The following is a 25,327-nucleotide window of genomic DNA, read 5'->3' as shown; positions in this document are numbered from 1 at the left end:
GGGCACGGAAGGCGGATTGACGATTATCTCACGGGCCGGCGTCCCGGGCCGCGCGCGGTAGTCCGCGGCGGCGAGGCAGCCTGCATCGCGTCGATCAGGTGGTCGCGAAATGCACGCACCGACGCGGGCAGATCGCGCCCCGCCATCGTCTGTACCTGGATGCTGCGTTCGCGCAGTTGCGGGTTCGTCACGGGCACGACGACGAAGCCGTCCGCATCGGAGCGATCGCGCACCGACAGCAGCCCCGTGAACATCACCGCGCCGGTGCGCCGTGCGTAGCCGTACATCGCCGCGGTATTGTTGCTCGTCAGTTCGGGCTCGAGCAGCAGCCCGTCGAGCGCGCACGCGATGTCGATCAGCTGGCGCACCGTCGTGCCGGCCTCGGGCAGCACGTGCGCGTGGCGCGCGACATCGGCGAGCGACACCGCGTCGCGAGCCGCAAGCGGATGATCGTGCCGGACCAGCGCAAAGACGGGCGCGCGCTCCGTGTGGTCGACACGCACGCCCTTCTCCGGCGCGAGGCTGAAGGTCAACGCGATGTCCGCGTCGCCGTCGCGCACGCGCCGCGTCGCATCCGCCGGCGACACGACCCACACGGTGAAATCGACGCCCGGGTGGCGCGCCTTGAAGCTCGCGAGCACGCCGGGCAGGAAGTCGATCGCGAACCCTTCCGAGCATGCGATCTTCAGCAGGCTGCCGTGCAGCGCGTCGAGCCCGCCGATGTCCTTCATCACGTGCTCGGCCTCCAGCAGGCTGCGCTGCGCGAACGCCAGCAGCCGCTCGCCCGCTTCCGACAGCGTCATCCCGCGCGGCCGCCGCTCGAACAGCGGCGCGCCGAGCTCGCTCTCCAGCTTCGCGATCTGGCGGCTGATCGCCGACACGGCCACGTGCAGCCGCGCGGACGCGTCGCTGATCGAGCCGGTACGCGCCACCTCGACGAAATACCGCAACGCCAGCCCATGCAGAAAAGCCGCCATCGTTCTGTCTCCGCGCCGCATCCGGCCGCGCTGCTTTGCCTTTTCGGCAAAGAAAGGTTCGAAATTCGATCATTGTGACAAAAAACCGGGCTTTCTAGAATCGATCGCACTTCACGTTGCGTGCACGGCCCGCGCGCAGCGGAACCACACGGGAGACACGCTTTGAGCCGTACCGCCGCCATCCAGCACGCGCTGAACCAGTTCGAATCCGGTGCGTTCTTCGCAACCCTGAGCCGCCGCGTCGGCCTGCGCACCGAAAGCCAGGAAAGCGGCAGCGACGCCGCGCTGCGCGCCTATCTGACCGACGAGATCGCGCCCGAGGCCGCCCGCCTCGGTTTCACGTCGCGGATCGTCGACAACCCCGTCGACGGCGGCGGCCCGTTCCTGCTCGCGTCGCGCCACGAAGACGACGCGCTGCCGACCGTGCTGATCTACGGCCACGGCGATGTCGTGCGCGGCTACGACGCGCAGTGGCGCGCGCCGCTGTCGCCGTGGACGCTGACGGCCGACGGCGACCGCTGGTACGGCCGCGGCAGCGCCGACAACAAGGGCCAGCACACGATCAACCTGGCCGCGCTGGCGAGCGTGCTCGACGCGCGCGGCGGCCGGCTCGGCTTCAACGCGAAGCTGCTGATCGAGATGGGCGAGGAAACCGGATCGCCGGGCCTCGACGCGCTGTGCCGCCAGGAGCGCGACGCGCTCGCGGCCGACGTGCTGATCGCCTCCGACGGCCCGCGCATCGCCGCCGCGCGCCCGACGGTATTCCTCGGCTCGCGCGGCTCGGTCAACTTCACGCTGAGCCTGCGCGCCCGCGACGGTGCGCATCACTCCGGCAACTGGGGCGGACTGCTGCGCAACCCGGCGATCGTGCTCGCGCATGCGCTCGCGAGCCTCGTCGACGCGCGCGGCGCGATTCGCGTCGCCGGGCTGCGCCCGCCGCCGATCCCGGCCCCGGTACGCGACGCGCTCGCCGATCTTGCGGTCGGCGGCGGCCCCGGCGACCCGGCGCTCGACGCCGATTGGGGCGAGCCCGGCCTGTCCGCGGCCGAACGCGTGTTCGGCTGGAACACCTTCGAGATCCTCGCGTTCAAGGCCGGCAATCCGGAGCATCCCGTCAACGCGATCCCGCCCGCCGCGTATGCGCACTGCCAGTTGCGCTTCGTCGTCGGCACCGACTGGAAGGCGCTGCATGCGCACTTGCGCGCGCACCTCGATGCGCACGGCTTCGCCGACGTCGAGATCGACGTCGAACGCGGCGCACCGGCGACACGCGTGCCGCCGGACGATCCGTGGGTGCGCTGGGCCGTCGCGTCGCTCGCGCGCACGACCGGCAAGAAGCCCGCGATCCTGCCGAATCTGGGCGGCACGCTGCCGAACGAGGTGTTTGCGGACACGCTCGGGCTGCCGACGCTGTGGGTGCCGCACTCGTACCCGGCGTGCTCGCAGCACGCGCCCGACGAGCATCTGCTCGCGAGCGTCGTCAGCGAGGGGCTGCAGATGATGGCCGGCCTCTTCTGGGATCTCGGCGACGACGCGCCGCCCGTTCGCCGCGCGGCATCCGCCGCGGCCGGCGCCGCCCTGTAACGCGCTTCGCCCCTTTCACGGGACCTGCACACACGATGAATACGACCACCCTGACCTCGCAGGACGCCGCGCGCCCCAGCGCCGCGAAGATCCGGCGCATCATCTTCGCGGCGTCGATCGGCAACGCACTCGAATGGTTCGACCTGATCGTCTACGGCTTCTTCGCGGTGACGATCGCCAAGCTGTTCTTCCCCGCCACGAGCGAAGCGACGTCGCTGATGCTGACGCTCGGCACGTTCGGGCTGTCCTATCTGATCCGGCCGATCGGCGGCTTCGTGCTCGGCGCGTACGCGGACCGCGCGGGCCGCAAGGCGTCGCTGCTGCTGTCGATCGCGATGATGATGGCCGGCACGCTGCTGATCGCGCTGATGCCGACCTATGCATCGATCGGCATTCTCGCGCCGCTCGGGATCATGCTGTCGCGGCTGATGCAGGGCTTTTCCGCCGGCGGCGAATTCGCGAGTTCGACCGCGTTTCTCGTCGAGCACGCGCCGCAGCGGCGCGGCTTCATGTCGAGCTGGCAGTTCGCGAGCCAGGGCCTCGCGACGTTGCTCGCGTCGGGCTTCGGCGCGCTGCTGACGGCCACGCTGACCTCCGCGCAACTCGAAAGCTGGGGCTGGCGCGTGCCGTTCCTGTTCGGCCTCGCGATCGGCCCGGTCGGGCTGTACATCCGCCGCTACGTCGACGAAGGCGTCGAGTTCAAGACGCAGGCGCGCTCCGAAGCGCCGGTGCGCGAACTATTCGCGGACCAGAAGCTGCGGCTGCTGCTGTCGGTCGGCGCGCTGGTGATCTCGACCGCGATCAACTACATGATCCTGTACATGCCGACCTACGCGATCAAGCAGCTCGGACTGCCTGCGTCGACCGGCTTCGCGGCGACGCTCGCGACGGGCTTCGTGCTGACGCTCGTCACGCCGGTCGTCGGCCATCTGTCCGACCGCACCGGGCGGATCCGCATGATGGCGGTCGCGGCCGTGCTGATGCTCGTCACCGTATGGCCGACGTTCGCGTGGCTCACGCGCCACGCGTCGTTCGCGACGATGCTCGCCGCACTCGTCTGGATCGGCGCGCTGAAGGCGATGTACTGCGGCGCGCTGCCGGCGCTGATGGCCGAACTGTTCCCGGCGCAGACGCGTGCCACCGGCCTCGCGGTCAGCTACAACACCGGCGTCACGCTGTTCGGCGGCTTCGCGCCGTTCGTCATCACCTGGCTGATCAGCACGACCGGCAACCGGCTGTCGCCGGCGCTCTATCTGATGGGATGCGCGCTGCTGAGCCTCGCCGCGCTGTTCGTCGCGCGCACCCGGCTGAAGATGCGCTGACGCGGAAAACGACGGCGCAGCGGTGCGCCACCGACGCGGCCCGCCGCGGCATCGCTGCCGCGCGGGCCGCGCGCCGTTTACGGCGCCGGGTTCGGCTGCCGTTCGTGCAATGCGTCGATCTCGGCGAGGACCTCGTCGGACAGCGTCACGTCGATGCTGCCGATGTTTTCCTTCAACTGCTCGAGCGACGTCGCGCCGACCAGGTTGCTGCGCACGAACGGACGGCTGTTGACGAACGCGAGCGCCAGTTGCGCGGGCGACAACCCGTGACGCTGCGCGAGCGCGACGTAACGCGACGTCGCCTCGACGGCCTGCGGCTTGCTGTAGCGCTGGAAACGCTCGAACAGCGTGATGCGCGCGCCGGCCGGACGCGCGCCGTTCTCGTACTTGCCGGACAGCCAGCCGAACGCGAGCGGCGAATACGCGAGCAGGCCGACGCCGTCGCGATGCGTGAATTCCGACAGCCCGTTCTCGAACGTGCGGTTCAGCAGGCTGTACGGATTCTGGATGCTCGCGATGCGCGGCAACCCGAGCCGCTCGGCCGCGCGCAGGAACTGCGCGACACCCCACGGCGTTTCGTTCGACACGCCGATCGCGCGCACCTTGCCGGCCTTCACGAATTCCGCGAGCACGCCGAGCGTTTCCTCGATCGGCACCGTGTACGCGTCGTCGACCCACGGATACGCGGGACGGCCGAACGTGGTCGTGCTGCGATCGGGCCAATGCAGCTGGTAGAGATCGACGTAGTCGGTCTGCAGGCGCTTGAGGCTGCCGTCGAGCGCTTCGGTCAGGTTCTTGCGGTCGAACTGGTTGCCCTCGCCGCGAATATGGCGCGGATTGTGCGGCTGCCGCGCCGGCCCGGCGATCTTCGTCGCGAGCACGATACGGTCGCGCTGCGCGCGATGCTGCGCGATCCAGGTGCCGATGTATTGCTCGGTGCGGCCCTGCGTGTCGGGCTTCGGCGGCACCGGATACATCTCCGCGGCGTCGATCAGCGTCACGCCCTGCCCGAGCGCGTAGTCGATCTGCTCGTGCGCGTCGCGCTCCGAATTCTGCTCGCCCCACGTCATCGTGCCGAGACCGATCAGGCTGACCTCGAGGCCCGAATCGCCGAGTGTGCGGTATTCCATGCTGTTCCTGTCGCGTCGGTGGAAAGCAGGAACGCTATCACATTGAAGCGCGTGCTTCAGATGGGCCCCGCACACGCTTACAAGCGGCCTTCGGTGCTGCCCCATGCGCCTCGCGCGCCCGCCTGGACGGCCGCGTCGCCGCCTTCCGTCACTGCGGCCGCTGGATGAAGCAGGTCGCCGATGCATGCGCGACGATCTTGTCGTCCGGCGTCTTCAGCGTGCCCTCCGCGACGCCCAGCGAACGCGACAGGTGAATCACGCGCCCTTCCGCGATCAGGTCGACGTCGCGCGGCACGGGCCGCAGCATCTTCACATGCAGATCGACGGTGCCGTAACCGACGCCCGCATCGAGCATCGAATGCACCGCGCACCCGGTGACCGAATCGAGCACCGTCGCGGCGAACCCGCCGTGCACGCCGCCCAGCGGGTTCAGGTGCCGGCCGTCCGCCCGCGCCGAAAACTTCACGTAACCGAGCTCGACGTCGAGCGGACGCATCGGAATCGTCTCCGAAATCGACGCAAGGGGCGCGTCGCCCGACACGGCGGCACGCAGCAGATCGAGGCCAGACAGGGAAAGCGGATTCATCGGGTTGTCTCCGGGTTGAAAGCGCGTCGCCGCGCGAGTAAGTTCTAAATTGGAACTCATTATTGTCAACGATGCCGGCGGTTGTCAACGCGACTGCGCCCGTTGCCACCGAACGCGGGTTCTATAATCGAACCCGCTATTTCGCTGAACCGCCGCAAGACCGCCGCATGGGGCAAGAGACTCGACGATGAAATGGGATGACATCGGCACGCTGAACTGTTCGGTCGCGCGCACGCTCGCCGTGCTCGGCGACCGCTGGACCATGCTGATCCTCCGCAACGCATTCCTCGGCTGCCGCCGCTTCGATGCGTTTCAGGCGCAGCTCGGCCTGACGCGCCACGTGCTGGCCGAACGGCTCGCGCGGCTCGTCGACGAAGGCGTGCTCGTCAAGCGCGCGTATCAGGAACGCCCGCCGCGCTTCGAATACCGGCTGACGGACAAGGGCCTCGACCTCTACCCGGCCCTGCTCGCGCTGATGGCGTGGGGCGATCGCTGGAAGGACGACGGCCAGGGGCCGCCGGTGCAACTGCGTCACCGGACCTGCGGCCAGCTGATGCACGCGGTGACCGTATGCTCGGCCTGCGGCGAACCGCTCGACGCGCGTGACGTGCAGCCCGAGCCCGGACCCGGATGGATCGCGTCCGACGGGGCTGAGGCGCCTGCAGCCGGGGATTGACGATCCGCTGCGTGCGCGGATGCCTGTCTGATTGATGCGTCCGCCGGACATACGCTTGGACCACAGGCTGCAAGGCGTCCGGGCCCGACCGAGCGGGCGCGCGTTGCTCGCACGCGAGTGAGCGGCAACGGCAAGCGCAATCGCATGCCATCGCCAGCCCTGTTCCGTATCCGTTAATTGATCGCCCCGCGCGCACGCACGGACTGCGCAACGCAACTTCGCATCACCCTCTCCACCCCTGCCGATCATCGCGCGGACCATCGCTTCGCATCCGCACGTGACCGGGCCGCCACGCGTGCGTTACACTCTCGGCCCGCTGTCTCGAAATTATTCGCTGTCCAAGATGTTGTCGCGCAATCGCCTCGCTGCCGCCTGTCTCGCCGCTTCCCTGCTCGCCACACCCTTCGCCGCCTTCGGCAAGACACAAAGCGAATCGCTGCTCCAGCAAGCGATCGATCTCGTGTCGCGATGGCTGCCGGCCCCCACTCACGAAGCCCCCGCGACCCAGGTCGTCGAATCGGCCTTCTCGCCCGACGGCGGCGCCGAGGCGCTCGTGCTGAAAGCGATCGGGGCGGCGCGCAGCTCGATCCGGGTCGCCGCCTACTCGTTCACGTCGCCGCCCGTCACGCGCGCGCTGCTTGCCGCCAAGCGCCGCGGCGTCAACGTCGCGGTGGTGGTCGACGACAAGGGCAATCGCGCGAAGAGCAGCAAGCAGGCACTGAACCTGCTCGTCAACGCGGGCATCCCGACGCGCACGATCGACGCCTATGCGATCCATCACGACAAGTACCTCGTGATCGACGCCGAGCACGTCGAAACGGGGTCGTTCAACTACAGCGCGTCGGCGGCCAGCCGCAATTCCGAGAACGTCGTCGTGGTCTGGAACAATCCGCAACTCGCATCGCGCTACCTCACGCACTGGCAAAGCCGCTTCGACCAGGGCACGCCGTACCGCTCCAGCTACTGACGCACGACACGCGCGTTCGCCCGACGCTCGACCGCTCGCATGCACGCTACCGTATTGCGGATGATCGGCGAGCGCGGCGCGATGTTCAATTCGGCCCAATGGCCAGCCTGCCGCCTCGCGAAACGCCCGTCACGCGCGACACCGCCGCGTTCGAAGGATGTCAGGCACCCCGCCCGGTCGCGATGCCGACGTGCGCGCCCGGCACACAGCGATTCGCGTGCCCGTCCGCACTGCTTGCCGAATTCGCCGCGAGACCATGGTCGCCCATCGGCAGCGCACTGCGCACGCAATCGGTACTGAACGTCAGCGTGTTCTGCACCAACGGGTAAAGGAGATACAGTGCAAACGCGAGATAGCCCGCGTACAGAATTCGAACCATGGTGTGCGATGGGAGATGACGAACGATTGGACTCGTCCTGTTTACGGCAGCGCGACGCGCAAGCTTGAGGTATCGACGGTCCGATCGCGCATCGCGACGCAACACGGGCCGATGACACCCGCTTCTTGCCGCATCTTCCCTGCGCCTCACGAACCCGATCGCCGCCGCCGCGGTTTGCAGCGTGGCGATGCATCGCGGAATGCGCGATACTGTTCGACGGACGACCCATGACCGGCCCGACGGCCGGGACAAGAGACAAGGCCCATGCAAATCGCACCGAAACCGGCCGACGAGGCGACCCGGCTCGATACGCTTCATTCGCTCTCGATCCTCGACACCCCGCCCGAAGAGCGCTTCGATCGTCTGACGCGCCTCGCGCGACGACTGTTCGATGTCCCGATCGCCCTCGTCAGTCTCGTCGACGAGAATCGCCAGTGGTTCAAGAGTCGTGCGGGCCTCGACGCCACGCAGACGCCGCGCGACGTGTCGTTCTGCGCGCACGCGCTGCTCGCGGGCGATACGATGGTGATCCAGGATGCACTGAACGACGATCGCTTCCACGACAACCCGCTCGTCACCGGCGCGCCCGGCATCCGCTTCTACGCCGGCCGGCCACTCACCGCACCGAACGGCGCGCCCATCGGCACGCTGTGCCTGATCGATACGCGGCCCCGCTCGCTCGAACCCGACGAACTCGCCCTCCTCGGCGATCTCGCCCACATGACCGAGCGCGAGATCGCCGCGCTGCATTTCGCGACGACCGACGAGCTCACGCAGCTCACGAACCGGCGCGGCTTCGAGATTCTCGCCCGCCACGTGCTGCGCCTGTGCGATCGCGTCGGCCGTCACGCCGTGCTGCTGTTCTTCGACCTGAATGGTTTCAAGGCGATCAACGACCGCTTCGGCCACGCCGAAGGCGATCGCGCGCTCAAGGCGTTCGCCGACACGTTGACGGGCGCGCTGCGCGACAGCGACGTCATCGCCCGGCTCGGCGGCGACGAGTTCGTCGTGCTGTTGAGCGCCACCGATCCGGCTGATGTCACCGAGCCCGTCGAACGCGTGACGCAGGCGCTCGCGCAGCGCAACGCAGCCGACGCACGCGGCTACGCGATCCGCTTCAGCGTCGGGCACGTTGCGTACGATCCCGCACGCCATCTCACCGTCGCGGACCTGCTCGCATCAGCCGATCGCCGGATGTACGAGCACAAGCAGCGCGACAAGGCGGCCGGCGCGTAACCGCGGACGAGTCGGCAGGCGCGACGGGATCAAACCGCCGCGCGGCCGCTTCTCCGCGGTCGTGCCAAGACGTCGGTTCAGCTGCCGCAGGGCGGCGCGCTGGCCATCGCGTCCGCGATCTGCTCGGGTGTCAGATCGCGCTGATGCGTCGCCAGCGACCAGCGGTGCCCGAACGGATCCTCGACCTGCCCGTAACGATCGCCCCAGAACATGTCGGCGGCCGGCATCGTCACCGTCGCGCCGGCCGCGACCGCCTTCGCGATCGCCGCATCGGTGTCCGGCACGTACAGATGCAGGCAGACCGGCGTGCCTTTCAGCGCCTTCGGCCCCAGCGCACCGTGCTCGGGCATTTCATCCACCAGCATCAGCGTCGAATCGCCAATCGCGAGGCACGCATGCGCGAGCCGGCCGTCTGGCATCGCGAGGCGAAACTGTTCGGTCGCATTGAATGCGCGCTTGTAGAAATCGATCGCTGCGGTGGCGCCCGCACAGATCAGATGCGGGGTCAGCGTGCGCATCCCTTCCGGGATCGGCTTGACGGACGTGGGCATGGTGTCGCTCCTTCAGTCGGTTGTCTTATCGAAAATCGGGACGGACGCGCGATGCGCACGCCTCCGATGCTACGACGGACGACGCCGACGGAAATCGACACGGCGCCCAGGATTTTTTTGCTTGCTTGACGGACGGGAGCACAGGACGCCGCGTCAGGCGTCATCGGCCCGTTCGATCGGCCGGCTCGCCCGGCTGGCCGAATCGACGGCGGCACACCTCCAGCAACTCGGCCACCGCATCGAGCGGAAGATCGGCAAACCCGGCGATCGGCAGCATCACGCCCCCCCGGCACCTTCACGCGCGACGAATGCGCGGAGAATTGGTAGCCGATGTAATGATTACCGGCGACGCTGACGACCCGGAATGCCGTGACGTCGCGCCACGGCGCCGACGCCGGTCAGTTGCATACCTTGACGGTACCGTTGGTCGTGCATTGGCCCATCGCCCAATGGCTCTGCCCCGCCAGATGAGGCGCGACGCCGATGCCGCGAATCGGCGCGGCCGGCGGAGACGATGCAGGAACGGTCGCCGACGCGGTCTCGGGCGACGGTTGCACGGGCGCCGGCCCGGATGCGGTCTGGCAGGCGGCAAGCGCCAGACACAGCGCGACGGCCAGCGGGACGATGGCGGATCTGGACAGGGTCATGAGCGCGCTCGCATGATGCGTTCTGGATACCGGCCCGCAGTCAGATCTGCGGCAGATCGCGCAACGTGCGCGACTCGCTCGTGGCATCGATGTCGAGTTCGATGCCTTCCGATGCATCGCGATACAGCACGCGTTTCAGCCTGGGCCCGGTTGCGGTGGCATCCGTTGCCGAGAAGATCGCGCGGACATCGTTACCGGACGCGAGCGCGCGCGCCACGTCGGCCACCGGAGCCTCGCTGGGCGTCGACGCCCACGAGCGATCGGCCGGGTTCACGGCCGCCCAGCGCACGTGCGTCACGCGCGCGCTGAGCGGATCGATTCGGACACCATTCACCGCAAACGTCGACATCGGCCTCTCCTTTGAATTTTTGCGGCTCGTCGCATGCATCCGGCCGACTGTGAACGGCCCGGATCCCGCCTGCGCAGCCAGCACGGCCTGCGATCATGTGCGCTGCGCCGGCCGACGCGATTTTCGATGATACATTGGGACGCTTTGCAACCGTCAACAGACAATCGTGTACGGGAGAAACACATGAGCGACGCCTGGGGAACCTTCCCTGCCAGAATGGGCGACCATCAGGCTTTCATCAGCTTCAACCACGGCTTCGCGGAAATCGCCGAAGGCGATCCGCGCACGTCGCTGCTCAGCGTGCGCGTCCCCTTTGCGCATCCGTCGCCCGAAGGTTTGCCGACCGGCGACGAATTCGCCGATCTCGCGAAGATCGAGGATCTGCTCGACGCCGCGATCACCGCGAAAGGCGGCGTGCAGGTCGGCCGCATCACCGTCGACGGCAACCGGGATTTTCTGTTCTACGTACCGTTCGACGAAGAGGCCGCCGCGGAGATCGTCGACTCGCTGGCCGACCAGACGGCCTATGCGCTTCAGTACGCGCATCAGGACGATCCCGACAAGACGACCTACTGGCAGACGCTCTACCCGACCGACGACGACTGGCAGATCATGCGCGACATGCGCACGCTGGATGCGCTGCGGCAGCAAGGCGACGTGCCCGACGTGAGCCGGCGCGTGATGCACTGGGCGTATTTCCCCGACCCGAGCGACGCGCATCAGTTCGCGGACTGGGCCGAAGCGAAAGGCTATCCGGTCGAATCGGTCGCGCCGACCGAAGACGGCAAGTCGGCGGTACGGTTTTCGCACGAAGGCACGATGACGCTCGCCGACATCACGCACCACACGATCGCGCTCAATCGCGAGGTGCGCGCACTCGGCGGGGACTACGACGGATGGGAAACCAGCGTCGAACAGGCGGGCTGAGCGGAGCGCCATGCCCGCGGCGCGTGATGTGACGTCACACGCCATCTGACGCAAAAAACATCCCGGCAGCGTTGTTGCGCGCCGCCGGGATCAAGGCATCGCCGGCAAAAACCGGCGATGGGCCTGAGGGTTCGCTCAGGCACGAGGAAAGCGATGCGTACGGATCAGGCGAACGGATGTCGGGGTGCGAGCGAGTGCCGTTGCGCCGCCCGCCGGACGCCTGTCCGGTTCCGCCGACGCAACCTTCCGGCGTCGGGGGGCAAAAAGCCCCCGCTCCTGCGCGAGCGAGCGGGGAAATGGTTGACCGGGCCGGGGAAGAACGGTCAACCGGTCAAATTGTGATCGCGGGCCGTGCGACGGTCTGTGCGGCAACTCACCCTTTAGTAACAATGTGATGGCGACCGGCATGCGCGCGTACCGGCGAATATCGTCACGATTCAAGCGCCGCGCGCGGCTTGCCGGCTTCGCCGACGAGGAACCGGCCGACAGCTTCTTCGCATCTGCCGCTGTCGAACCGCATCGGAGTACAACCTGTCAGGCCGGCAACAGTCGTCATTGCGCCGGCGTCGACAGCGTTCGTTTTTTCATTTCGGTGTTTTATTTTGTTTTAATTCAAGTGGAATTTTCAGCCCGGGGCGCAGTTTCCGGTAAGTCCCGGGTATTGTCAAAGCAGGATTATTCTATTTTTTTATGCGCGATGATTTTCGCCTCACTTTTTTCGTGCGGAATTTCGCGCCTACAATGACCTGCGTCACGAAAACGCGATTTCTTCGCTACAGCGAACCAGTGGAAAACCAGTCGGCAACCATATCGATCCAGTCGAGATTGCTGACGATTTCAATGGCGGCGTCGCCGACCATTGCGGCTGTCGACACATCTGCGGTCACCACGCCGGTTGCCACCGCGCTCGCCTTCGCAATTCCGGTCGATGCGACGGGCCCGGGATCGGCAAGCCGCTCCAGCCACTCGACGATATTGGCGCGCGCGTCTTCCTCATCCGTGAAATCGTTTCTCGCCAGGAACCGATCGAACACGATCCACCCGAGCGTCTTGTTTCGCTCCTCGGATTCGAGTTGCCGGTCGACGACGGCGACACGGCCGGACTCCGTGATGTCGAGCGTTGCGGTGAAACGGTAATCGAGATATTCGATCTCGAGTTTCGACGACATGGCTTCTCCGCTCAATCTGCCCTCTCGATTTCGATGATGCCCGGCGCGTCACGTGCTTTGCGACACAATGTGAAGCTTGCGTGAATTTCGCGCGGCGCATCATTTTCGCTGGCAGTATCGCGATATTCTCGCGACCTGTCGATATGGACCATCCACGTATGGCCGCCCAGATGCTTTTTTGCCGTGCCGGTTGAGTCGTCAAGCGCTCCGTTTTCCTGTTTCCGGTATCGACCTGCTCCGCAGCCGCAATCGCGCTGCTAAACTCGGATCACAAAGACCGCTTGCGCCACCAGAGGAAATAATGACGCTCGCTCACGCACGACAAAGCGGCGTAGATGTCTGGATCGTCCAGCTTCCCGGGCACGCGCCCTATGCCTATACGCACCTCAAGCGGGTATTCGCGTCCGACGACTCGCGGCATCGGGTCGTGACGATCGACCTGAAGAAGCTGCTGGCCTGCGCCGACCGCGACACCACGGACTATGTGCTGCCATCGGTTCAGTACTGGGCGCCCGGAAAAGCCGCGGGCATTCGCGAATTTCTCGATCCGGACCGGGACCGGATTCCGGACATGCCATTCATCACGTTTCGCGAGACGAGAACACGAACGTTGCTCGGCCTTCCCGGCCTGTCGAAAGTCGGCGTCGCATCGTTCCGTAACGGCCAGCATCGTGCGCGCTATCTCGCGTATGCCGGTGCGACCACCTTGCCCGTCGAAATCCACGAGACCGAAGCCGATTTGCTTGTGCGGTATTGCGGCGAATGACGCCAGGCTGTCGCCCGATGTGAATGCATCGTGGCCAAGCGCGCTTGCACTCGCGCGCGGCCGCTCGCGTCGACGCCGACAAGCCTCACGCCTGGATCGCGTAAATCCGGTCGGTGACTTCCGTCTGGCCGATGCGACTCGTTTCGACATCGATCCATTGCCAGCCGTTGTGCTCGTAGAATCCGATCGCGCGCACGTTGCCGTCCAGCACCTGCAGATGGACCTTGTCCACGCCGATCGACCGGGCCCACGCGCGAACGGCTTCGATCATGCGCTTGCCCGTGCCGCCGCCGTGATGCGCACGATGGACGTGCAGGCAATCGAGCAACACGCCACGCGCCGGATCGACGGGGCGCTCGGCACTGACGAAGCCGACGGGCTCGCCGTTCGCCTCGGCAATCAGCACGAGGCCCCACTCGTTCTCGTTGCGGTCGAGATACTTGCGCCATCGGACCGCGTGCTCCGTCGGTACCTCGTCGGACAGATAGCTGGCCGGAAGGATGTGGCTATAGGCGGTTTGCCAGCTCAGCGTATGCAGGCGAGCGATGTGATTCGCGTCGTGCGGCGTCGCGGCGCGCAGTGTGGTCCGTGTGTCCGGCATCGGTAGCAACTCCTTCTGCTGTTCGCTTGATCGGCATGCGTCGTCGCAAAATATACCGTGCTTTGTGAAATGCCTTTCGCCGGGTTCGTTGTCGGGGCACCGGCACTGCGGGCAAAAAAAATCCCGACACCGTCATCGGTCATCGGGATCGAACGGCCCTGCAAAGCATGAGGGCACGAGGAAGGTCACACATTACACGCATGTAAGACTGTTGCGCTTTGTCGGTTTGCGCCAAGCCCCTGTCCTATTCCGCCAATCAGCTGGTTATGAGCGGCCGTAAACGAAAAAAGCCTGCTCGCGTGTGGCGCGAGCAGGCAAGAAAACGGATCAGCATTCGAGGCACGAGGGCTGTCCAGGAAAGATAACGGCACGGCGCGCGGGAACCTTAGAGGGGAAAGCTAGCGTCGCAGGCAAAGTGGCGTGAACGTTGTTGGCGCAACGACACGGGAACACGATACGAAGCAGGCCCGGCGCGTCGCCCTCGCCGTCATCCACGTCGGCGATGCCGGACAAGCGGTGCCGTCAGTCGATACCCCGTTGCGCGTTGCGCAACGATTGCACGATCGCGCGCCCGATTTCGATACCTGCCCGCGTCGCCTCGTCCGAGGTCTCATATTCGGTATCGAAGTCATATCGCCGGGGCGATTCGATTCCGTCTTTGCGAACCCGCACGTTCGCCATCCACGTGCTGCCGGGTGCCGGCTGCACGGACTCGACGATGATTTCGTAACCGTCGAATACATCGCGATGGCATTCGATTCTTTTGTGCATACGGTGCCCCTCACATGCGCCTGATGTTGCTGCCGCGCAAGCGCGCTTTACGCAATCGTTCTTTTGGAGAACGAGGCCGAAATGGCATCGTGGTCGATTCGTTGAATACGGGATGCTACTTCGTTAAAGACGCCGTGACCAAGACACACATTGGCTGTATCCGAACGCCAGAAAGCAAAAAGCCCGGCTCAACGAACCGGGCTTTTTGCTTGAATTTGTTGGGGTGGCTGATGGGACTCGAACCCACGACGACAGGAATCACAATCCTTATACATTCTCCATATATTTCAATGATTTAGAGAGAAATTCTGGAATATATAGAACCGCGTGTGTCTTATGTGGCGCAGGATAAACTCGGCATCTTCCAGTAAATGCTGACCCTCGATCGCCTTCAGTTCGGCCGCCGTTCGATGATGGTACGCACCTGCAACACTACGCTGCCGCGTTGGGCCGCACGCTAACGCCCGATCTAGTTGGTGCCTAATCTCGCTTCTCTTGCAGCAAGAACACTCGGAGTGTTTGATGATCGACTATTAGAGCGACGGCCCTAACGGTCGCAGACCCACAAATATAACCGCATCGAAGGCTCCAGTTTCACCAAATGAAATATTCACCGGAATATGCGCTTTCTCGAATGCCGCCTTTATCGAATGGGATTTCTGACGATTTTTATCGAGCCTTATTGACACTCCATACTGTGGAGGCGAAACAATCCCCATTGTGCTCGTCTGTCCTTGCACTCCTGCCGCACCAAGGGCATTAATCAGTAACTTCCCATAATTTGCCGACTCTTCGTCTCCAATTAACGTAACCTGCACCGAAATTGGCTGTGGCGCGGCACGAAGTGCGGCAATAAGAGCTCCGCGCTGTTTCTCCGAAATATGCCGAGGTGCAATACTAGCTTCGAGTCGGAGCCTTTCTACACGCTCTTTTTCTAACTCGGTCTGCAACTGAAGATTAAATTTCTTTAATTCCTCCGTTCTCTCATTTGCCAGCGCCGCATTTTCGTTCGCGGTCGCGGCTCTTTCATTTGCAGACGCCGCGCGCGCATTTGCTGACGCAGCGGTCGCCTTAGCGGTAGCCGTTTCAGCCTCGTTACGAGCCGTTCGCTCATCCGAATAACGCTCTCGAATGGCGCCTGTCCAAATTGCCCCAATTGTTCCCAAAAGCACAAATAATGCACCAAAAATCAAACCGATATTTGAAATCTTAAAAATCAAATCGGCATGAGACTGGGACAGGTTAAATATTTCCAATTTCCACCCCGATGTGACGGTTCTATTTTCGTTTGTCGTTGCCACGGTTGCCGCCTTTCTTCGAATTGCATATCAGCACGTGTTTGTGGGGCAGCCTACACCGAAGTCCCCCTCGCCCAGACTCAGAATTTTCTCCCAGAGATTAAACCGTTGTCGGCTGACAGTCGACATTCCGTGGTTACATTGCTTCTGTCACCATATCATCGGCCGGATAAAGCTGCAGCATCGCGCGCGCCGCCTCGACGTTCGAGGTCGTCAACCATTCCTCCCAGTCGTCCGGCCGCAGGATCACCACCGACCGTTTCTCGTCGCCGGGCCGGTGCATGTGCTTCATGATCGGGTGCTCGTCGCCGTTGACCGTGATCATCGCCATGGTGTGCTGCTCGACGCCGTCGGGGTACTGCAGCGTCCGCCAGATGCCGGCGACGCATAGCGGCCGCCACCCGGCCAGCCCGATCCGGTACCGGATGTGTTTCCCCGTCTCCCAGTTCGGCTCGTAGATCCATTTCGCCGGGATCAGGCAGCGGCGCCCGGCGCGCCACGCCGGCCCGTACAGCGGCGACTTGCCGAGGTTGTCGTCTCGCACGTTCATCGTGCTGCGGATGATCGGCGGCTTCTTGCCCTGCTCCTTTGCCTTCTCGACGTTGGCTTTCTGGAGCGCGCGCGGCCAGAAGCCGAAGTTGGCGATCAGCGGCTTGAACTGCCCGTCGACATAGCCGACGATCGGCGCGTCGTAGTCCTGGTAGATCTCGGGCTTCCACGGCGTCCAGCGGTACAGGTCGCGGAAGCTGTCGATCTTGAGCTCGCTCAGGCCCGGATCTTCGTCCGGCGCGACGTAGTTCGTACACATCGCCGTCCCCAATTTTTCGAGTTGACGGCTCCATCTTACCCCGCGATACACTGTATATCCATACAGCACTACATCGCATCATGAAACCGCGCTGGGCCTATATCTGGGAGTACACGCACCTCGAATCTGGGGAGCGCCGGCGCACGCACCTGCCTGTGACGCGGGATGAATTTCAGTCACTGACCGGGCAATTCCCCGACGAATCGGACGTTCGCGCGCTGGAGGAAACGAAGGTCGATCGAAATTTGGTACCACTCAGGGACCCATGCCGCCGCATCGTTGCGATGCCGGACTTCGTTGCCCCCACCGAATCGGAACTGCGCGAGCTCTGGCGCACCAACCGCGATCCCGAGGTCCGGCGCCTGATCCTCGAGATCATCACGCTCCGCAAGTCGCTTCAGAAGGTTATGGACTGGTGGAAGGCGGGAAACGACGCCGGCAATGACCGCGGCGTTCTCGGTGGGCCCAACGGCCCCTTCCTGCGGCTCTACCACCTGCTGCGGGATGAGATGCAACGGGCCGGGATTCTGTAGCGGCGCGGCTATGGCATTCTGAACGTTCACCGCACTTGGAGATCGACATGCGCACGATTGCGGAAGAATTCAACGATTCCGACGATGACTGGTTCGGCTTCGCCTCAGCGCAAGACCGGAAGGACGGCCATTCGCTGCGGGCGTACCTGCTGCGTTACGCGGACCGCATCCCGGAACACCATGTCGTCGTGAACGTCGAGCTGGTGCTACGCACGGAGTATCCGCCTCGCGGCGTCCGCCCTCCGTACCTGATCGTCACCCACTTCGATCCGGGGCACTCGACTGACTTGCCGCTCACGTGGAGGCGCAATATCGAGGAACTCCGATTCGGTGCCAAGACCACGTACGTCGAATGCGGATACGACATTTTCGACTCGTTCAGCGACGCGAAGATGGACCTGACCGCGCGCGGGTTCTACATCGAACCGCCCAACTAGGCATCGCATCGACCGATGGCCCAATAGCCTCCACTTCGGAGCCGTCCGCGGGCATTGGTCTGGTCGCGTAGACAACCCGCTACAGCATGATGAGTTGCACTTGCCGCAGTACTATGGCGGATTCACACCACTACGGGCGGCCGGCATGCGAGCGTTTGCCTTCCAGTTGGGATCTTTTCTGCTCTACGCCGCGGCGTTCGCCGGCGCTGTCTATTGCGGCGCGAAGATCGGCAAGGCAACGGGCCGTGGATGGCTCGGCGTTCTTTCCGGCGTGCTGATCTTCGGTGCAATCGGAACATGGCTTGCGCTGCAAGGGCTGCCATTATCGAGCGGCTACGGTTACGGACCTGACGACTGATTGCTCAGCGCGTCGTAGTCGCGCTCGCACTGCTGGCCGGCGATGCGGGCACGGTCAGCGTATTCTGCCAGCTCGCCCGCGCGCTGGTCAGCGCGGCCGAGCACGTCGGCAAGCAGATCGAGGGCGTCGCCGGTTGCCGGGCCTCCGGCGGCAGCGGCGGAATGGCGGGCGGCGGCGACGAGCTGGTCGACGCGCTGCTGCAGGCTGCCAGCGGCAGCGCGAGCAGCAAAAGCATCCGCGAGCGCGGCAGTGCGTTGTTGATTCGCATCGTTTGCGATCTCCGATTGTGCCGCGGTGCGGCGTTGTTCTTCGGTGCGCGCGGCCGCGACGGCGTCGAGCTGCGCCTTCTGCGCCGCAGCGGCCGTCGTACGCACGCCGTCGGCATGCCCCTTGAAGTAACCGCCGGCCAGGCCGACGATGGCCGCCACGATGACGGCGAGCCAGACACGAGGATCGAACCAGGTCATTTCCGCTCCTTCGCATGCAGCTGCTTCAACTCGTCCGGCGAGTAGACGAAGCCCGGCAGCATGAACGCCTGAACGCTCCAGACCGGATCGCTTTCCTCGTGTCGGCCGTGGTCCTTGCCCAGGTGATGGAGCGCGCACAGCAGCAGCTGGTTGTAGGTCGAGTCCACGAACGCCTCCGGCCGGGCCGGGTCGAACGCCTCCCAGTCGAAGCCCTGCGTCAGCTTGATCACGTCCCAGATCGGGTGCTGGCGCGGGATCGGCACGACGCGGTGCAGTTTGTGGCTGAACATCGTGTCGACCTGATTCAGCGCGACGCCGCGGATCCACTTCCAGTCGATCGCATGCGAGAACGCCCACTCGAAGAACCGGTGATGCGACTCGACCGCCTGGTCGTCGCCGCAGACGGCGCAGACGTAGCCGCCGGCCGCCTTCATCACGCGCTTGCTCGCGCGGAACGTCGGCGATTCGGTGCGCGGCTCGTGATCGGGGTAGAAGACATCCTCAGCGAGCGTGCGCCGCGTTTCGTGGGTTTTCGTGGTCGTCATAGGTCGCGCTCGCAAAGTGCACGCTCTTCGGCGCGCCGCTCCACCAGGCCGGGCAGCACGCGGCCGCCGGCCGTCACCCACTGCGGCCGGCCGTTGTCCGCTTCGTTCATCGCGCGGCAAGCGCCCTTCCAGTCGCCGGCGTTGAATCGGCGCGCCGTCGTGCTGCCGCAGTACGCGCCCGCGCCGACGTTGTAGGCGAAGCTCACGGCGGCCGCGAGCTGGTACGTGTGCCCCTTCAGACCGGGCGTGCACTTCAGCACCGGCTCGGCGTGCTCGATCAGCCGTTGCTCGAGGCGCGCTCGGCACTCTTCCGGCGTGAAGCGCTGGCCGGCGCGCACGTTCTTCGTGTCGCCGTAGCAGGCCGTGATGATCCCGATCGGGTCGGGCCGCGCAACGAGTTCGAGCCCCTCGAATTTCGGGACCATGGAAAAAAGAAGGGCTGCCGTAGCAGCCCCCACAACACCCGCCAGTGTCTTCTTCGGTACGTTAGCCATCGAGCAATGCCCTCTTCCCTTTGTTCTTGACCAGGTAGTACGCCTGCAGCCCGATGTACGCGATCGTCGCGACGGCTACCCACCAGTTGATGTCGTGGCCGGTCAGCCACAGCCAGAAATTGCTTCCCACCGCCGGCGCCGCCTTGGCAGCGCTCACCGCGAGATCGTTCTTCATCAAGTCCCCGAAATGAAAAAGCCACCCGAAGGTGGCGGTGAAATATTCTTGACCATCAGACCCAATGGGTCTACATTGACGGGTAGCGGTAGCGCATCCAGCGCCGCCCGACATCCCGAAAGGAAACGACCATGAAACTCGCTTTTCGCGCGCGCTCGGCGCGCGCCTGCTCCCATGCCCATCAAGTACACACCTCCCGGAACGCGGGATCTCGCGACGCTCAAGCACGAGCTGAACATGACCGGCAAGCAGATGGCCGATCTGTTCTGGTTGGCCGGCGATCACCAGTGGCGCAAGTACACCGGGGGACAGTCGCCGAGGGAACTGAGCCCTCATATGGCGTTTGTGGCGGCAGCGAAGCTCGAGCTCACCGGGGAGGAGTTCGCTCGCGTCCTCGCGAAGATGGCGACCTTCGGCGCGCACGTCGAGGAGGCGCCCGATGGAGAGCCGCAGCAGTAGCGATGCTGTTCAGCTGTGCACTCGCTGCCTGCGGAGGCGGCGGTGACGGAACCACCGCTCCCACCGTCGCGAAGCAGCCCACGCCTGCGCCGGCCAAAATCGTGCTGATCGAGGAATACGGCGATTCCACGACCCACGGCCTCCAGATCTTCAACGGCGTCGCCAGCGTGACGTCCAACAGCGAGCCGGCCGTCCTTCAGCAGTTGTTGCAGCAGCAGTTCGGGGCGGCCGTCACCGTCAGCAACGAGGGCGTCGACGGCGCCGAAGCGGCCCAGCTCCTCAACGGCACCGACAAGAAGCACCTGCCCTGGGATGAGCAGATGGCCGCGTCGAAGGCCGACATCGTCACGCTGAATTTCATGCGCAACGACTCGTTCTACAACAGCGTCCCGCAGCCCGGCCTGCCGCAGGAGTCGCCGGCGGAATACGGCCGGATCCTCACGCAGCTCGTCCAGATCGCGCGCGCCCACGGCAAACAGGTTGTGCTCTACGAGCCGAACCCCGTCGCGTATCCCGAAGGCAACGCCGCGATGCTCGCGTACCTCGACCAGTTGAAGAAGGTCGTTGTCGATCAGCAGGTTCCGGTCGTGTTCAACTGGGAATACTCGCAGGGCTTGGCCGACTACCCGTCACTGCTGAGCGACGGCGTACATCCGGCCGATGCCCTCTACCGGCACAACGCCGAATGGGCCTCGCAAGTTCTGGCGCCGATGGTCCAGAACCTTCTCCGATGACCGACCGTCTCCGGCGTTTCGCGACCGAGAAGTGCTACACTTTTCGACGATCGCGGGGAAATGACGATCGGAGACCAGAAAAATGAAGCACCTTTTGCGCCGAGTCCTTGAGGACCTCGGCAAGCTTACCGTGAGCGATACATATCCGAGCGTGGCGGACAGCAGCCTTGATCGAGAAGCCTACGATCAGGGATGGCACGATTACGACAAGTACATCAACACCAACCCATATGACCCAGGATCGGTTCAGCACGATTCATGGACAGTAGGCCATCGCGACGCCGATCGTCACGATCGGTCTCTTTGGTGAGGTTGGACGACGAGGCGATGGATGACGGCACATCAGAGAAACCAAGAGATCGAGGCGTTGCGTGGCGTTGCTGTTGTGCTAGCAATCATCTCGCATGTCGGCAATCTTTTGTTCTGGAGTGATCGCATCGAGAAAAGCCAACTCGCGTTTTGGGGTGGCGTAGACGTCTTTTTTGCCATCTCCGGATTCGTGATCGCCAGCGCCTTCGCACAACGCATCCGATATGCAAACGCGCAGGGAAACTTCGTCCGTGAAGTAGGCGCCTTCTGGCTGCGCCGAGTTTTTCGCATTTGGCCGACGGCATGGCTGTGGATCCTTTTGGCACTGACCATGTCCGTCGTGTTCAACCGCTCCGGTGTCTTCGGCTCTCCTGAATCGAACATCTCCGACCTCATCGCGATCGTTGCAAACGTATCTAACGTCCACTTCGCTCGCTGCCTAGACCAGACGGCTCTCCTGTGCGGAAACAACGGGCAGTACTGGAGCCTGGCAGTTGAGGAGCAGTTCTATCTTCTCTTCCCGTTGCTTGTGTTGCTGCCGCGCAAATGGTTCGTATGCGTCGCTGCGCTGGTCGTGGTCGGGTGGCAAGCCGCCCTGATCGCGATGCACTGGCAGTCCCCATACCTGTATCTGATGCGCGTCGACTCGATCTTCCTAGGAGTCACCGTCGCCTACTTCGCCGGCACGGCCAGCTATCAAAAGCTTCGACCCACGTGGGCTATAAATCGCGTTGCAGCGCCGCTGATCCTGTTGGCGCTCCTGATGGCGCCCGTCCACACCAGCGAATATCGCCCTTACACCATGATGGTGAGCATTGCAGGAGCGATTCTCGTGTGGCTGGCGTCATACAACAGCGGCTACCTTCTGACTGACGGAAAACTGCGTCGAGTGCTCACATGGATCGGCACGCGCTCCTTCGCGCTGTACCTTGCCCACAACCCTGTATTCCTATTGACGCGCGAACTGTGGACAAGGATTCAACCGGGGACTGCGTTCGATCACACGTACACAATCCCCTTTCTCGCCACCGCTATTCCGCTGATGCTGGTGTTGGCCGACCTCAACTATCGCCTTGTCGAGACGCCGCTACGCCGCCTGGGAGCACGCCTCGCAAACCGTGTTGAGCCGCGTGGGTCACTTCCCCGGCCGCGGAATGTAGGTCTGGCTCACGGCCGGAAGTGACTCGAAAAACGCTTTGTATCGAGCATCCGACGTTTCCATTTCTCCTTGGTTTGGGTACAAATCCTCATCCTGCGGACACGGAAACACCGACGAAACATCGGTCTCCGCCGAATCGGTGAACTGCACGTAGATCGTTGCCATGGACTTCTCCTAGATGGTGTACGACGTGATGTAGATGTTGTATGTCGGCGTACCAGTCGTGTTTGCCGATCCCCAATAGATTGTCTGAGCTGCCGACAGGTAAACGTTCGAGAAGTTGGCAACGTAGCCGGTCGTGCCCACCGACGCCGTCGTGTTTTGCTGACACAACGGCGTTGCGTCTGAGGCGACCGTCAGTGCCACCGTCGAGGTGGACGTGCTTGCGATGCTGAGCTCGCCGGAAACCGACACCGCGTTCTGTGGAACGATGCCTGCGATCGACAGAGATGTGAGCGAACCCTGCACCGTGTTTGTCGTCAGCGCAGTCTTGATCTGGATCCCGACGTTTCGATCCTGCACCAACACCGGCGCAAACTGCCCGCTGCCGTTCGTCGGCACCACCGTAAGCAGCGCGGATGCGGTATAGCCGCTCGGCATGCTGCCGCCGCCGTACACGTTCGACGCTGCCACCGACGTGGCATTCGTCGCCAACAATGCGGCAGTTGCGGTCGACGGATTGTAAATCGCATAGAGCGCGACGTAGCCGTTCACAGGCGCCGTGCCGACATCCATTCCGCCAACGCCGGTCGTGGCCAAGTTGATCGTATTATTGAAGCCGGCCAGCCGGAAGAATCCGCCGCCGAGCGCTGTTTCGACTACGATCTCGTCGGCCAAGAAATTCGCCGACACGCTGGCCGCTGACACATACATACGGGCTTTGCGAACAGCGCCCACAACACCGCCAGAAGCGCGCTGGACGAACGCGGTTGTCGCAAGTCTAGTGGTGTTGTCGAATTGTGGCTGGGTTCTCCAGCCCGGCCCACTCATCACACCCGAGGCCAGAAGCGACATCGATCCGCCAAACATCACCCACACTCCTGACGAAACCAATATGACGGTGTCTCCCGGATTGAGTACGAGCGTGTTCGATGTGGTTCCGTTGAAGATCGAATCGGACCCAGCCCCCACCAATGTGTATGCGGTCGAACCGATGTTCGAAAATTGAATGGCCGCACCGTTCACCCCCGACGAAAGCGGCGGCAGAGTTACGTTGTACGTGGCTGCGCCGAACAGCGTGTACGCGACGCCCCAAGATTGGGCTCCCATGACCGTCGATGCATTGATACCGACCTGCGTTCGAAAGTTGCCGAGCGCTCCCTGCACGAACGCCGTCGTGGCAAGCCGCTTGCTGTTGTCCCACAATGCAGGGCTCGTCGCCTTCGGGGTCGGCGAATAGCAGTCGATTACAACCCAATTTCCATCGCTCGCTAACTTTACGACTGCGTTCTGGTCGATCTGGAACGTTGACGCCGGATTTCCCTGGTCATAGATGCTTGCCGATGGCGTGGCGAGAGTGACAACACCGTTGCTCACGTTTGAGAACGTGAGTGACAAATTCGTCGCGGACGGATTGGGAAGCGTGATCGTATAGCCGCCCGCGCCAGCACACTCAATCCAAGACCCACTTGCGGCGTTGGTGATCGACGTGGTGCCATAAACGACCTGGCGCGCCTGGAAGTTCCCGTTCGCCTGCTGAACGAATGCGGTCGTGGCAAGCTTCGTGCTGCTGTCGAACTGCGGAGCCGTGATCCCCGCCGCATTGATTGCCGCCTGCAGGTTCGCCAACAGCGTCGCCGTCGAGCCGTCGTCGACGGAGTTTTGACCGGAGAAGTTCGCCGTAAACTGCGCAAGCACGGCGGCCATGATCGAGCTCTGGCGCCACACCTTGTTGAGCTGCGCCGACAGCGCGGTGCCAGATTGAAATCCGGACAGGCGGGCCGCGAGCGCTGCGTACGTCGCCTGGTCGATAACGTTCGGGGAACTGCCTCCACCGAACACGAGAAAGTCGTTCGTTGCCATCAATGCTCCGAGCATAAAAAAAGCCACCCGAAGGTGGCTCGCAGACAATGCGATTGGCGGTTAAACGGGCCTGCTCCAGGCTCCGACGTCGAACCCGGCCACGAGCTGATTGCTCATGTCGAATCCGAACAGGGGTGATCCGTCGACGGTCGTGACGATCGTGTAGTTGACCCGGACGCCCTCGGGCTTCAGCGGGATGTAGCCGCCGGCGAGCAGCGCGAGGAACACCGCCGACGGCACCTTGCCGGCGATCCCGATCGTCATCGACATGTCCTGGTGATCCTCGATGAACACATGCGTGTCCGCATCGAAAATGCTGTTCAGGATCGCAGCGCTCTGCTCGAGCGTCCCGTCCCAGTGGTTCGCGCCGATCTTCGCGCGCATGACCAGCCGGTACGTGTCGTCGTCGAGCACTGTGAGCCCAGTATCCGGATCGAACGGCCCCTTCCAGGTACCTTGGTCAAAGCCAAGGCCCGCGATGTCGAACGAGAAATAAATGCCCGTCAGCGGCGTGCGGATCTTCCGCGACACGCCGACCCACACGCCGATCGTGTCGAGCTGGTCACCCACTGCGACATCCAAGTCGAATTTTGCGGGCATGCTCTCGATCAGGTTCATCTGGTCGACGAGCGGCTGCACCAGTGTCGACACCACCGCCATGAACCGCGGTTTGTCGCTGTGCTCAGACGTGATCAGCGCGGTGTATTCGGTCAGGTCAGCCATCAGGTCACCACCAGCGTCACGTTCGCCGGCGTACACGACGCCGCCTCATTGAACAGCAGCGCGACATCCGGCGTGCCGGCGCCACGCGGCCCAGTGAGCGTCAGCCCAGACAGCTTGAACGTCACCCCACCGCCGACGCTGTTCGCCGCGGTCAACCCGAGCGAGCAC

34 protein-coding genes and 1 pseudogene are annotated in these 25,327 nt (G+C 64.0%); 15 read left to right on the top strand and 20 right to left on the bottom strand.

The window, feature by feature from the left end:
• Window positions 1-23: 23 nt before the first annotated feature.
• Complete coding sequence (locus tag DFS13_RS08430) at window positions 24-977, bottom strand: LysR substrate-binding domain-containing protein (protein WP_059723595.1); 954 nt, start codon at window positions 975-977, stop codon at window positions 24-26.
• A gap of 162 nt (window positions 978-1,139) precedes the next feature.
• On the opposite strand from DFS13_RS08430, the gene DFS13_RS08425 reads away from it, so the two are divergent.
• Both DFS13_RS08425 and DFS13_RS08420 read left to right on the top strand, forming a co-directional pair.
• Complete coding sequence (locus tag DFS13_RS08425; RefSeq protein WP_111441620.1) at window positions 1,140-2,561, top strand: M20 family metallopeptidase; 1,422 nt, start codon at window positions 1,140-1,142, stop codon at window positions 2,559-2,561.
• 35 nt (window positions 2,562-2,596) lie between these two features.
• The gene (locus DFS13_RS08420; protein ID WP_006495224.1) at window positions 2,597-3,883 is read left to right on the top strand and encodes an MFS transporter; all 1,287 of its coding nucleotides are present in this window, start codon (window positions 2,597-2,599) and stop codon (window positions 3,881-3,883) included.
• Between the two features lie 77 nt (window positions 3,884-3,960).
• On the opposite strand, the gene DFS13_RS08415 is transcribed toward DFS13_RS08420, so the two are convergent.
• Both DFS13_RS08415 and DFS13_RS08410 read right to left on the bottom strand, forming a co-directional pair.
• On the bottom strand, window positions 3,961-5,013 hold the full coding sequence (locus tag DFS13_RS08415) for an NADP(H)-dependent aldo-keto reductase (RefSeq protein ID WP_111441619.1): 1,053 nt from the start codon (window positions 5,011-5,013) through the stop codon (window positions 3,961-3,963).
• Window positions 5,014-5,161: 148 nt separating this feature from the next.
• Window positions 5,162-5,599, bottom strand: a complete 438-nt coding sequence (locus DFS13_RS08410; protein WP_006484216.1) for a PaaI family thioesterase — start codon at window positions 5,597-5,599, stop codon at window positions 5,162-5,164.
• Between the two features lie 187 nt (window positions 5,600-5,786).
• On the opposite strand from DFS13_RS08410, the gene DFS13_RS08405 reads away from it, so the two are divergent.
• Window positions 5,787-6,275 (top strand): helix-turn-helix domain-containing protein, encoded by a 489-nt coding sequence (locus DFS13_RS08405; protein WP_006495227.1) that lies wholly within the window; start codon window positions 5,787-5,789, stop codon window positions 6,273-6,275.
• Between the two features lie 343 nt (window positions 6,276-6,618).
• Window positions 6,619-7,242, top strand: a complete 624-nt coding sequence (locus DFS13_RS08400; protein WP_034201824.1) for a phospholipase D family protein — start codon at window positions 6,619-6,621, stop codon at window positions 7,240-7,242.
• 160 nt (window positions 7,243-7,402) lie between these two features.
• Here DFS13_RS08400 and DFS13_RS08395 read toward each other — a convergent pair whose 3' ends face one another.
• Entirely contained in the window at window positions 7,403-7,621 is a 219-nt protein-coding gene (locus DFS13_RS08395; RefSeq protein WP_006484186.1) for a hypothetical protein, read from the bottom strand.
• 264 nt (window positions 7,622-7,885) lie between these two features.
• Between DFS13_RS08395 and DFS13_RS08390 the strand changes: the two genes are divergently transcribed.
• Window positions 7,886-8,857, top strand: a complete 972-nt coding sequence (locus DFS13_RS08390) for a diguanylate cyclase (protein WP_006484192.1) — start codon at window positions 7,886-7,888, stop codon at window positions 8,855-8,857.
• A gap of 77 nt (window positions 8,858-8,934) precedes the next feature.
• On the opposite strand, the gene DFS13_RS08385 is transcribed toward DFS13_RS08390, so the two are convergent.
• From DFS13_RS08385 to DFS13_RS08370, 4 genes and pseudogenes are all read right to left on the bottom strand, one after another.
• Window positions 8,935-9,408, bottom strand: coding sequence for a VOC family protein (locus DFS13_RS08385; protein WP_006484195.1), 474 nt, complete (start codon window positions 9,406-9,408; stop codon window positions 8,935-8,937).
• Window positions 9,409-9,568: 160 nt separating this feature from the next.
• Window positions 9,569-9,794, bottom strand: a pseudogene (locus DFS13_RS08380) (hypothetical protein); the annotation flags it as partial.
• 12 nt (window positions 9,795-9,806) lie between these two features.
• Window positions 9,807-10,055 (bottom strand): hypothetical protein, encoded by a 249-nt coding sequence (locus DFS13_RS08375; RefSeq protein ID WP_006484170.1) that lies wholly within the window; start codon window positions 10,053-10,055, stop codon window positions 9,807-9,809.
• 40 nt (window positions 10,056-10,095) lie between these two features.
• The gene (locus DFS13_RS08370) at window positions 10,096-10,404 is read right to left on the bottom strand and encodes a hypothetical protein (RefSeq protein WP_006484174.1); all 309 of its coding nucleotides are present in this window, start codon (window positions 10,402-10,404) and stop codon (window positions 10,096-10,098) included.
• A 183-nt stretch (window positions 10,405-10,587) separates the two neighbouring features.
• Here DFS13_RS08370 and DFS13_RS08365 point away from each other — a divergent pair, with 183 nt between their 5' ends.
• Window positions 10,588-11,331, top strand: coding sequence for a DUF695 domain-containing protein (locus tag DFS13_RS08365; RefSeq protein WP_012492591.1), 744 nt, complete (start codon window positions 10,588-10,590; stop codon window positions 11,329-11,331).
• A gap of 394 nt (window positions 11,332-11,725) precedes the next feature.
• Window positions 11,726-12,076 carry a hypothetical protein gene (locus DFS13_RS08360; RefSeq protein WP_077021959.1) on the top strand — a complete coding sequence of 117 codons (351 nt, stop codon included), beginning with the start codon at window positions 11,726-11,728 and terminating at the stop codon, window positions 12,074-12,076.
• Between the two features lie 28 nt (window positions 12,077-12,104).
• Here DFS13_RS08360 and DFS13_RS08355 read toward each other — a convergent pair whose 3' ends face one another.
• Entirely contained in the window at window positions 12,105-12,500 is a 396-nt protein-coding gene (locus DFS13_RS08355; RefSeq protein WP_006484118.1) for a hypothetical protein, read from the bottom strand.
• Between the two features lie 301 nt (window positions 12,501-12,801).
• Here DFS13_RS08355 and DFS13_RS08350 point away from each other — a divergent pair, with 301 nt between their 5' ends.
• Window positions 12,802-13,266 (top strand): hypothetical protein, encoded by a 465-nt coding sequence (locus DFS13_RS08350; RefSeq protein ID WP_006484172.1) that lies wholly within the window; start codon window positions 12,802-12,804, stop codon window positions 13,264-13,266.
• Between the two features lie 85 nt (window positions 13,267-13,351).
• Here the strand turns inward: DFS13_RS08350 and DFS13_RS08345 are convergent, their stop codons facing one another.
• The 4 genes from DFS13_RS08345 to DFS13_RS08335 all read right to left on the bottom strand — a co-directional run bounded on the left by DFS13_RS08345 (window position 13,352) and on the right by DFS13_RS08335 (window position 16,744).
• A complete protein-coding gene (locus tag DFS13_RS08345) occupies window positions 13,352-13,867 on the bottom strand; it encodes a GNAT family N-acetyltransferase (protein WP_111441618.1) in 516 nt (171 codons plus the stop codon).
• A gap of 522 nt (window positions 13,868-14,389) precedes the next feature.
• On the bottom strand, window positions 14,390-14,638 hold the full coding sequence (locus DFS13_RS41150) for a DUF6566 family protein (protein WP_062910674.1): 249 nt from the start codon (window positions 14,636-14,638) through the stop codon (window positions 14,390-14,392).
• Window positions 14,639-15,171: 533 nt separating this feature from the next.
• A complete protein-coding gene (locus tag DFS13_RS39825; RefSeq protein WP_134163138.1) occupies window positions 15,172-15,939 on the bottom strand; it encodes a hypothetical protein in 768 nt (255 codons plus the stop codon).
• Window positions 15,940-16,072: 133 nt separating this feature from the next.
• On the bottom strand, window positions 16,073-16,744 hold the full coding sequence (locus tag DFS13_RS08335; RefSeq protein WP_111441617.1) for an SOS response-associated peptidase family protein: 672 nt from the start codon (window positions 16,742-16,744) through the stop codon (window positions 16,073-16,075).
• Between the two features lie 80 nt (window positions 16,745-16,824).
• Between DFS13_RS08335 and DFS13_RS08330 the strand changes: the two genes are divergently transcribed.
• The 3 genes from DFS13_RS08330 to DFS13_RS39820 all read left to right on the top strand — a co-directional run bounded on the left by DFS13_RS08330 (window position 16,825) and on the right by DFS13_RS39820 (window position 18,072).
• Complete coding sequence (locus DFS13_RS08330) at window positions 16,825-17,277, top strand: hypothetical protein (RefSeq protein WP_111441616.1); 453 nt, start codon at window positions 16,825-16,827, stop codon at window positions 17,275-17,277.
• Window positions 17,278-17,324: 47 nt separating this feature from the next.
• Window positions 17,325-17,714, top strand: a complete 390-nt coding sequence (locus DFS13_RS08325) for a hypothetical protein (protein WP_134163139.1) — start codon at window positions 17,325-17,327, stop codon at window positions 17,712-17,714.
• Between the two features lie 100 nt (window positions 17,715-17,814).
• On the top strand, window positions 17,815-18,072 hold the full coding sequence (locus DFS13_RS39820; protein WP_134163140.1) for a hypothetical protein: 258 nt from the start codon (window positions 17,815-17,817) through the stop codon (window positions 18,070-18,072).
• Here the strand turns inward: DFS13_RS39820 and DFS13_RS08320 are convergent.
• Genes DFS13_RS08320 through DFS13_RS08305 form a run of 4 tightly spaced genes read right to left on the bottom strand, consistent with a single transcriptional unit; the run spans window position 18,054 to window position 19,753 of the window.
• Entirely contained in the window at window positions 18,054-18,539 is a 486-nt protein-coding gene (locus tag DFS13_RS08320) for a DUF2514 family protein (protein ID WP_111441614.1), read from the bottom strand. The genes DFS13_RS39820 and DFS13_RS08320 overlap by 19 nt on opposite strands.
• Window positions 18,536-19,084, bottom strand: coding sequence for a hypothetical protein (locus DFS13_RS08315; protein WP_111441613.1), 549 nt, complete (start codon window positions 19,082-19,084; stop codon window positions 18,536-18,538). The genes DFS13_RS08320 and DFS13_RS08315 overlap by 4 nt, the downstream gene beginning before the upstream one ends.
• On the bottom strand, window positions 19,081-19,578 hold the full coding sequence (locus DFS13_RS08310) for a lysozyme (protein ID WP_111441612.1): 498 nt from the start codon (window positions 19,576-19,578) through the stop codon (window positions 19,081-19,083). The genes DFS13_RS08315 and DFS13_RS08310 overlap by 4 nt, the downstream gene beginning before the upstream one ends.
• A complete protein-coding gene (locus tag DFS13_RS08305) occupies window positions 19,571-19,753 on the bottom strand; it encodes a hypothetical protein (protein ID WP_006495243.1) in 183 nt (60 codons plus the stop codon). The genes DFS13_RS08310 and DFS13_RS08305 overlap by 8 nt, the downstream gene beginning before the upstream one ends.
• 174 nt (window positions 19,754-19,927) lie before the next feature.
• Between DFS13_RS08305 and DFS13_RS08300 the strand changes: the two genes are divergently transcribed.
• The 4 genes from DFS13_RS08300 to DFS13_RS08290 all read left to right on the top strand — a co-directional run bounded on the left by DFS13_RS08300 (window position 19,928) and on the right by DFS13_RS08290 (window position 22,438).
• A complete protein-coding gene (locus tag DFS13_RS08300) occupies window positions 19,928-20,212 on the top strand; it encodes an XRE family transcriptional regulator (RefSeq protein ID WP_111441611.1) in 285 nt (94 codons plus the stop codon).
• Window positions 20,213-20,214: 2 nt separating this feature from the next.
• Window positions 20,215-20,946 carry an SGNH/GDSL hydrolase family protein gene (locus DFS13_RS08295; protein WP_111441610.1) on the top strand — a complete coding sequence of 244 codons (732 nt, stop codon included), beginning with the start codon at window positions 20,215-20,217 and terminating at the stop codon, window positions 20,944-20,946.
• 82 nt (window positions 20,947-21,028) lie between these two features.
• Window positions 21,029-21,256, top strand: a complete 228-nt coding sequence (locus DFS13_RS39815) for a hypothetical protein (RefSeq protein WP_134163141.1) — start codon at window positions 21,029-21,031, stop codon at window positions 21,254-21,256.
• A gap of 21 nt (window positions 21,257-21,277) precedes the next feature.
• A complete protein-coding gene (locus tag DFS13_RS08290; protein WP_111441609.1) occupies window positions 21,278-22,438 on the top strand; it encodes an acyltransferase in 1,161 nt (386 codons plus the stop codon).
• Here DFS13_RS08290 and DFS13_RS39810 read toward each other — a convergent pair.
• From DFS13_RS39810 to DFS13_RS08280, 3 genes are read right to left on the bottom strand one after another with little or no spacing between them, the layout of a single operon-like run.
• The gene (locus DFS13_RS39810; protein ID WP_134163142.1) at window positions 22,391-22,579 is read right to left on the bottom strand and encodes a hypothetical protein; all 189 of its coding nucleotides are present in this window, start codon (window positions 22,577-22,579) and stop codon (window positions 22,391-22,393) included. The two genes, DFS13_RS08290 and DFS13_RS39810, sit on opposite strands and share 48 nt — an antisense overlap.
• 9 nt (window positions 22,580-22,588) lie before the next feature.
• Entirely contained in the window at window positions 22,589-24,436 is a 1,848-nt protein-coding gene (locus DFS13_RS40790; protein ID WP_241308501.1) for a hypothetical protein, read from the bottom strand.
• Window positions 24,437-24,496: 60 nt separating this feature from the next.
• Entirely contained in the window at window positions 24,497-25,159 is a 663-nt protein-coding gene (locus DFS13_RS08280; RefSeq protein WP_111441608.1) for a DUF2612 domain-containing protein, read from the bottom strand.
• Window positions 25,160-25,327 lie beyond the last annotated feature (168 nt).

It is taken from the genome of Burkholderia sp. 28_3 (genome assembly GCF_003253915.1).
Taxonomy (GTDB): Bacteria; Pseudomonadota; Gammaproteobacteria; order Burkholderiales; family Burkholderiaceae; genus Burkholderia; species Burkholderia cenocepacia.
This window is presented reverse-complemented; position numbering and strand designations above follow the sequence as displayed.

Coding starts and splice junctions, on each gene's coding strand:
- DFS13_RS08360 (WP_077021959.1), top strand. CDS start 11,726: ATGGCGACCGGCATGCGCGCGTACCGGCGAATATCGTCACGATTCAAG.
- DFS13_RS08375 (WP_006484170.1), bottom strand. CDS start 10,055: ATGACCCTGTCCAGATCCGCCATCGTCCCGCTGGCCGTCGCGCTGTGT.
- DFS13_RS08310 (WP_111441612.1), bottom strand. CDS start 19,578: ATGGCTAACGTACCGAAGAAGACACTGGCGGGTGTTGTGGGGGCTGCT.
- DFS13_RS08355 (WP_006484118.1), bottom strand. CDS start 12,500: ATGTCGTCGAAACTCGAGATCGAATATCTCGATTACCGTTTCACCGCA.
- DFS13_RS08385 (WP_006484195.1), bottom strand. CDS start 9,408: ATGCCCACGTCCGTCAAGCCGATCCCGGAAGGGATGCGCACGCTGACC.
- DFS13_RS08400 (WP_034201824.1), top strand. CDS start 6,619: ATGTTGTCGCGCAATCGCCTCGCTGCCGCCTGTCTCGCCGCTTCCCTG.
- DFS13_RS08365 (WP_012492591.1), top strand. CDS start 10,588: ATGAGCGACGCCTGGGGAACCTTCCCTGCCAGAATGGGCGACCATCAG.
- DFS13_RS08350 (WP_006484172.1), top strand. CDS start 12,802: ATGACGCTCGCTCACGCACGACAAAGCGGCGTAGATGTCTGGATCGTC.
- DFS13_RS08415 (WP_111441619.1), bottom strand. CDS start 5,013: ATGGAATACCGCACACTCGGCGATTCGGGCCTCGAGGTCAGCCTGATC.
- DFS13_RS08295 (WP_111441610.1), top strand. CDS start 20,215: ATGCTGTTCAGCTGTGCACTCGCTGCCTGCGGAGGCGGCGGTGACGGA.
- DFS13_RS08430 (WP_059723595.1), bottom strand. CDS start 977: ATGGCGGCTTTTCTGCATGGGCTGGCGTTGCGGTATTTCGTCGAGGTG.
- DFS13_RS39815 (WP_134163141.1), top strand. CDS start 21,029: ATGAAGCACCTTTTGCGCCGAGTCCTTGAGGACCTCGGCAAGCTTACC.
- DFS13_RS41150 (WP_062910674.1), bottom strand. CDS start 14,638: ATGCACAAAAGAATCGAATGCCATCGCGATGTATTCGACGGTTACGAA.
- DFS13_RS40790 (WP_241308501.1), bottom strand. CDS start 24,436: ATGGCAACGAACGACTTTCTCGTGTTCGGTGGAGGCAGTTCCCCGAAC.
- DFS13_RS08315 (WP_111441613.1), bottom strand. CDS start 19,084: ATGACGACCACGAAAACCCACGAAACGCGGCGCACGCTCGCTGAGGAT.
- DFS13_RS08280 (WP_111441608.1), bottom strand. CDS start 25,159: ATGGCTGACCTGACCGAATACACCGCGCTGATCACGTCTGAGCACAGC.
- DFS13_RS08320 (WP_111441614.1), bottom strand. CDS start 18,539: ATGACCTGGTTCGATCCTCGTGTCTGGCTCGCCGTCATCGTGGCGGCC.
- DFS13_RS08390 (WP_006484192.1), top strand. CDS start 7,886: ATGCAAATCGCACCGAAACCGGCCGACGAGGCGACCCGGCTCGATACG.
- DFS13_RS08420 (WP_006495224.1), top strand. CDS start 2,597: ATGAATACGACCACCCTGACCTCGCAGGACGCCGCGCGCCCCAGCGCC.
- DFS13_RS39810 (WP_134163142.1), bottom strand. CDS start 22,579: ATGGCAACGATCTACGTGCAGTTCACCGATTCGGCGGAGACCGATGTT.
- DFS13_RS08395 (WP_006484186.1), bottom strand. CDS start 7,621: ATGGTTCGAATTCTGTACGCGGGCTATCTCGCGTTTGCACTGTATCTC.
- DFS13_RS08405 (WP_006495227.1), top strand. CDS start 5,787: ATGAAATGGGATGACATCGGCACGCTGAACTGTTCGGTCGCGCGCACG.
- DFS13_RS08345 (WP_111441618.1), bottom strand. CDS start 13,867: ATGCCGGACACACGGACCACACTGCGCGCCGCGACGCCGCACGACGCG.
- DFS13_RS08290 (WP_111441609.1), top strand. CDS start 21,278: ATGACGGCACATCAGAGAAACCAAGAGATCGAGGCGTTGCGTGGCGTT.
- DFS13_RS08330 (WP_111441616.1), top strand. CDS start 16,825: ATGAAACCGCGCTGGGCCTATATCTGGGAGTACACGCACCTCGAATCT.
- DFS13_RS08335 (WP_111441617.1), bottom strand. CDS start 16,744: ATGTGTACGAACTACGTCGCGCCGGACGAAGATCCGGGCCTGAGCGAG.
- DFS13_RS08300 (WP_111441611.1), top strand. CDS start 19,928: ATGCCCATCAAGTACACACCTCCCGGAACGCGGGATCTCGCGACGCTC.
- DFS13_RS08305 (WP_006495243.1), bottom strand. CDS start 19,753: ATGAAGAACGATCTCGCGGTGAGCGCTGCCAAGGCGGCGCCGGCGGTG.
- DFS13_RS08410 (WP_006484216.1), bottom strand. CDS start 5,599: ATGAATCCGCTTTCCCTGTCTGGCCTCGATCTGCTGCGTGCCGCCGTG.
- DFS13_RS08370 (WP_006484174.1), bottom strand. CDS start 10,404: ATGTCGACGTTTGCGGTGAATGGTGTCCGAATCGATCCGCTCAGCGCG.
- DFS13_RS08325 (WP_134163139.1), top strand. CDS start 17,325: ATGCGCACGATTGCGGAAGAATTCAACGATTCCGACGATGACTGGTTC.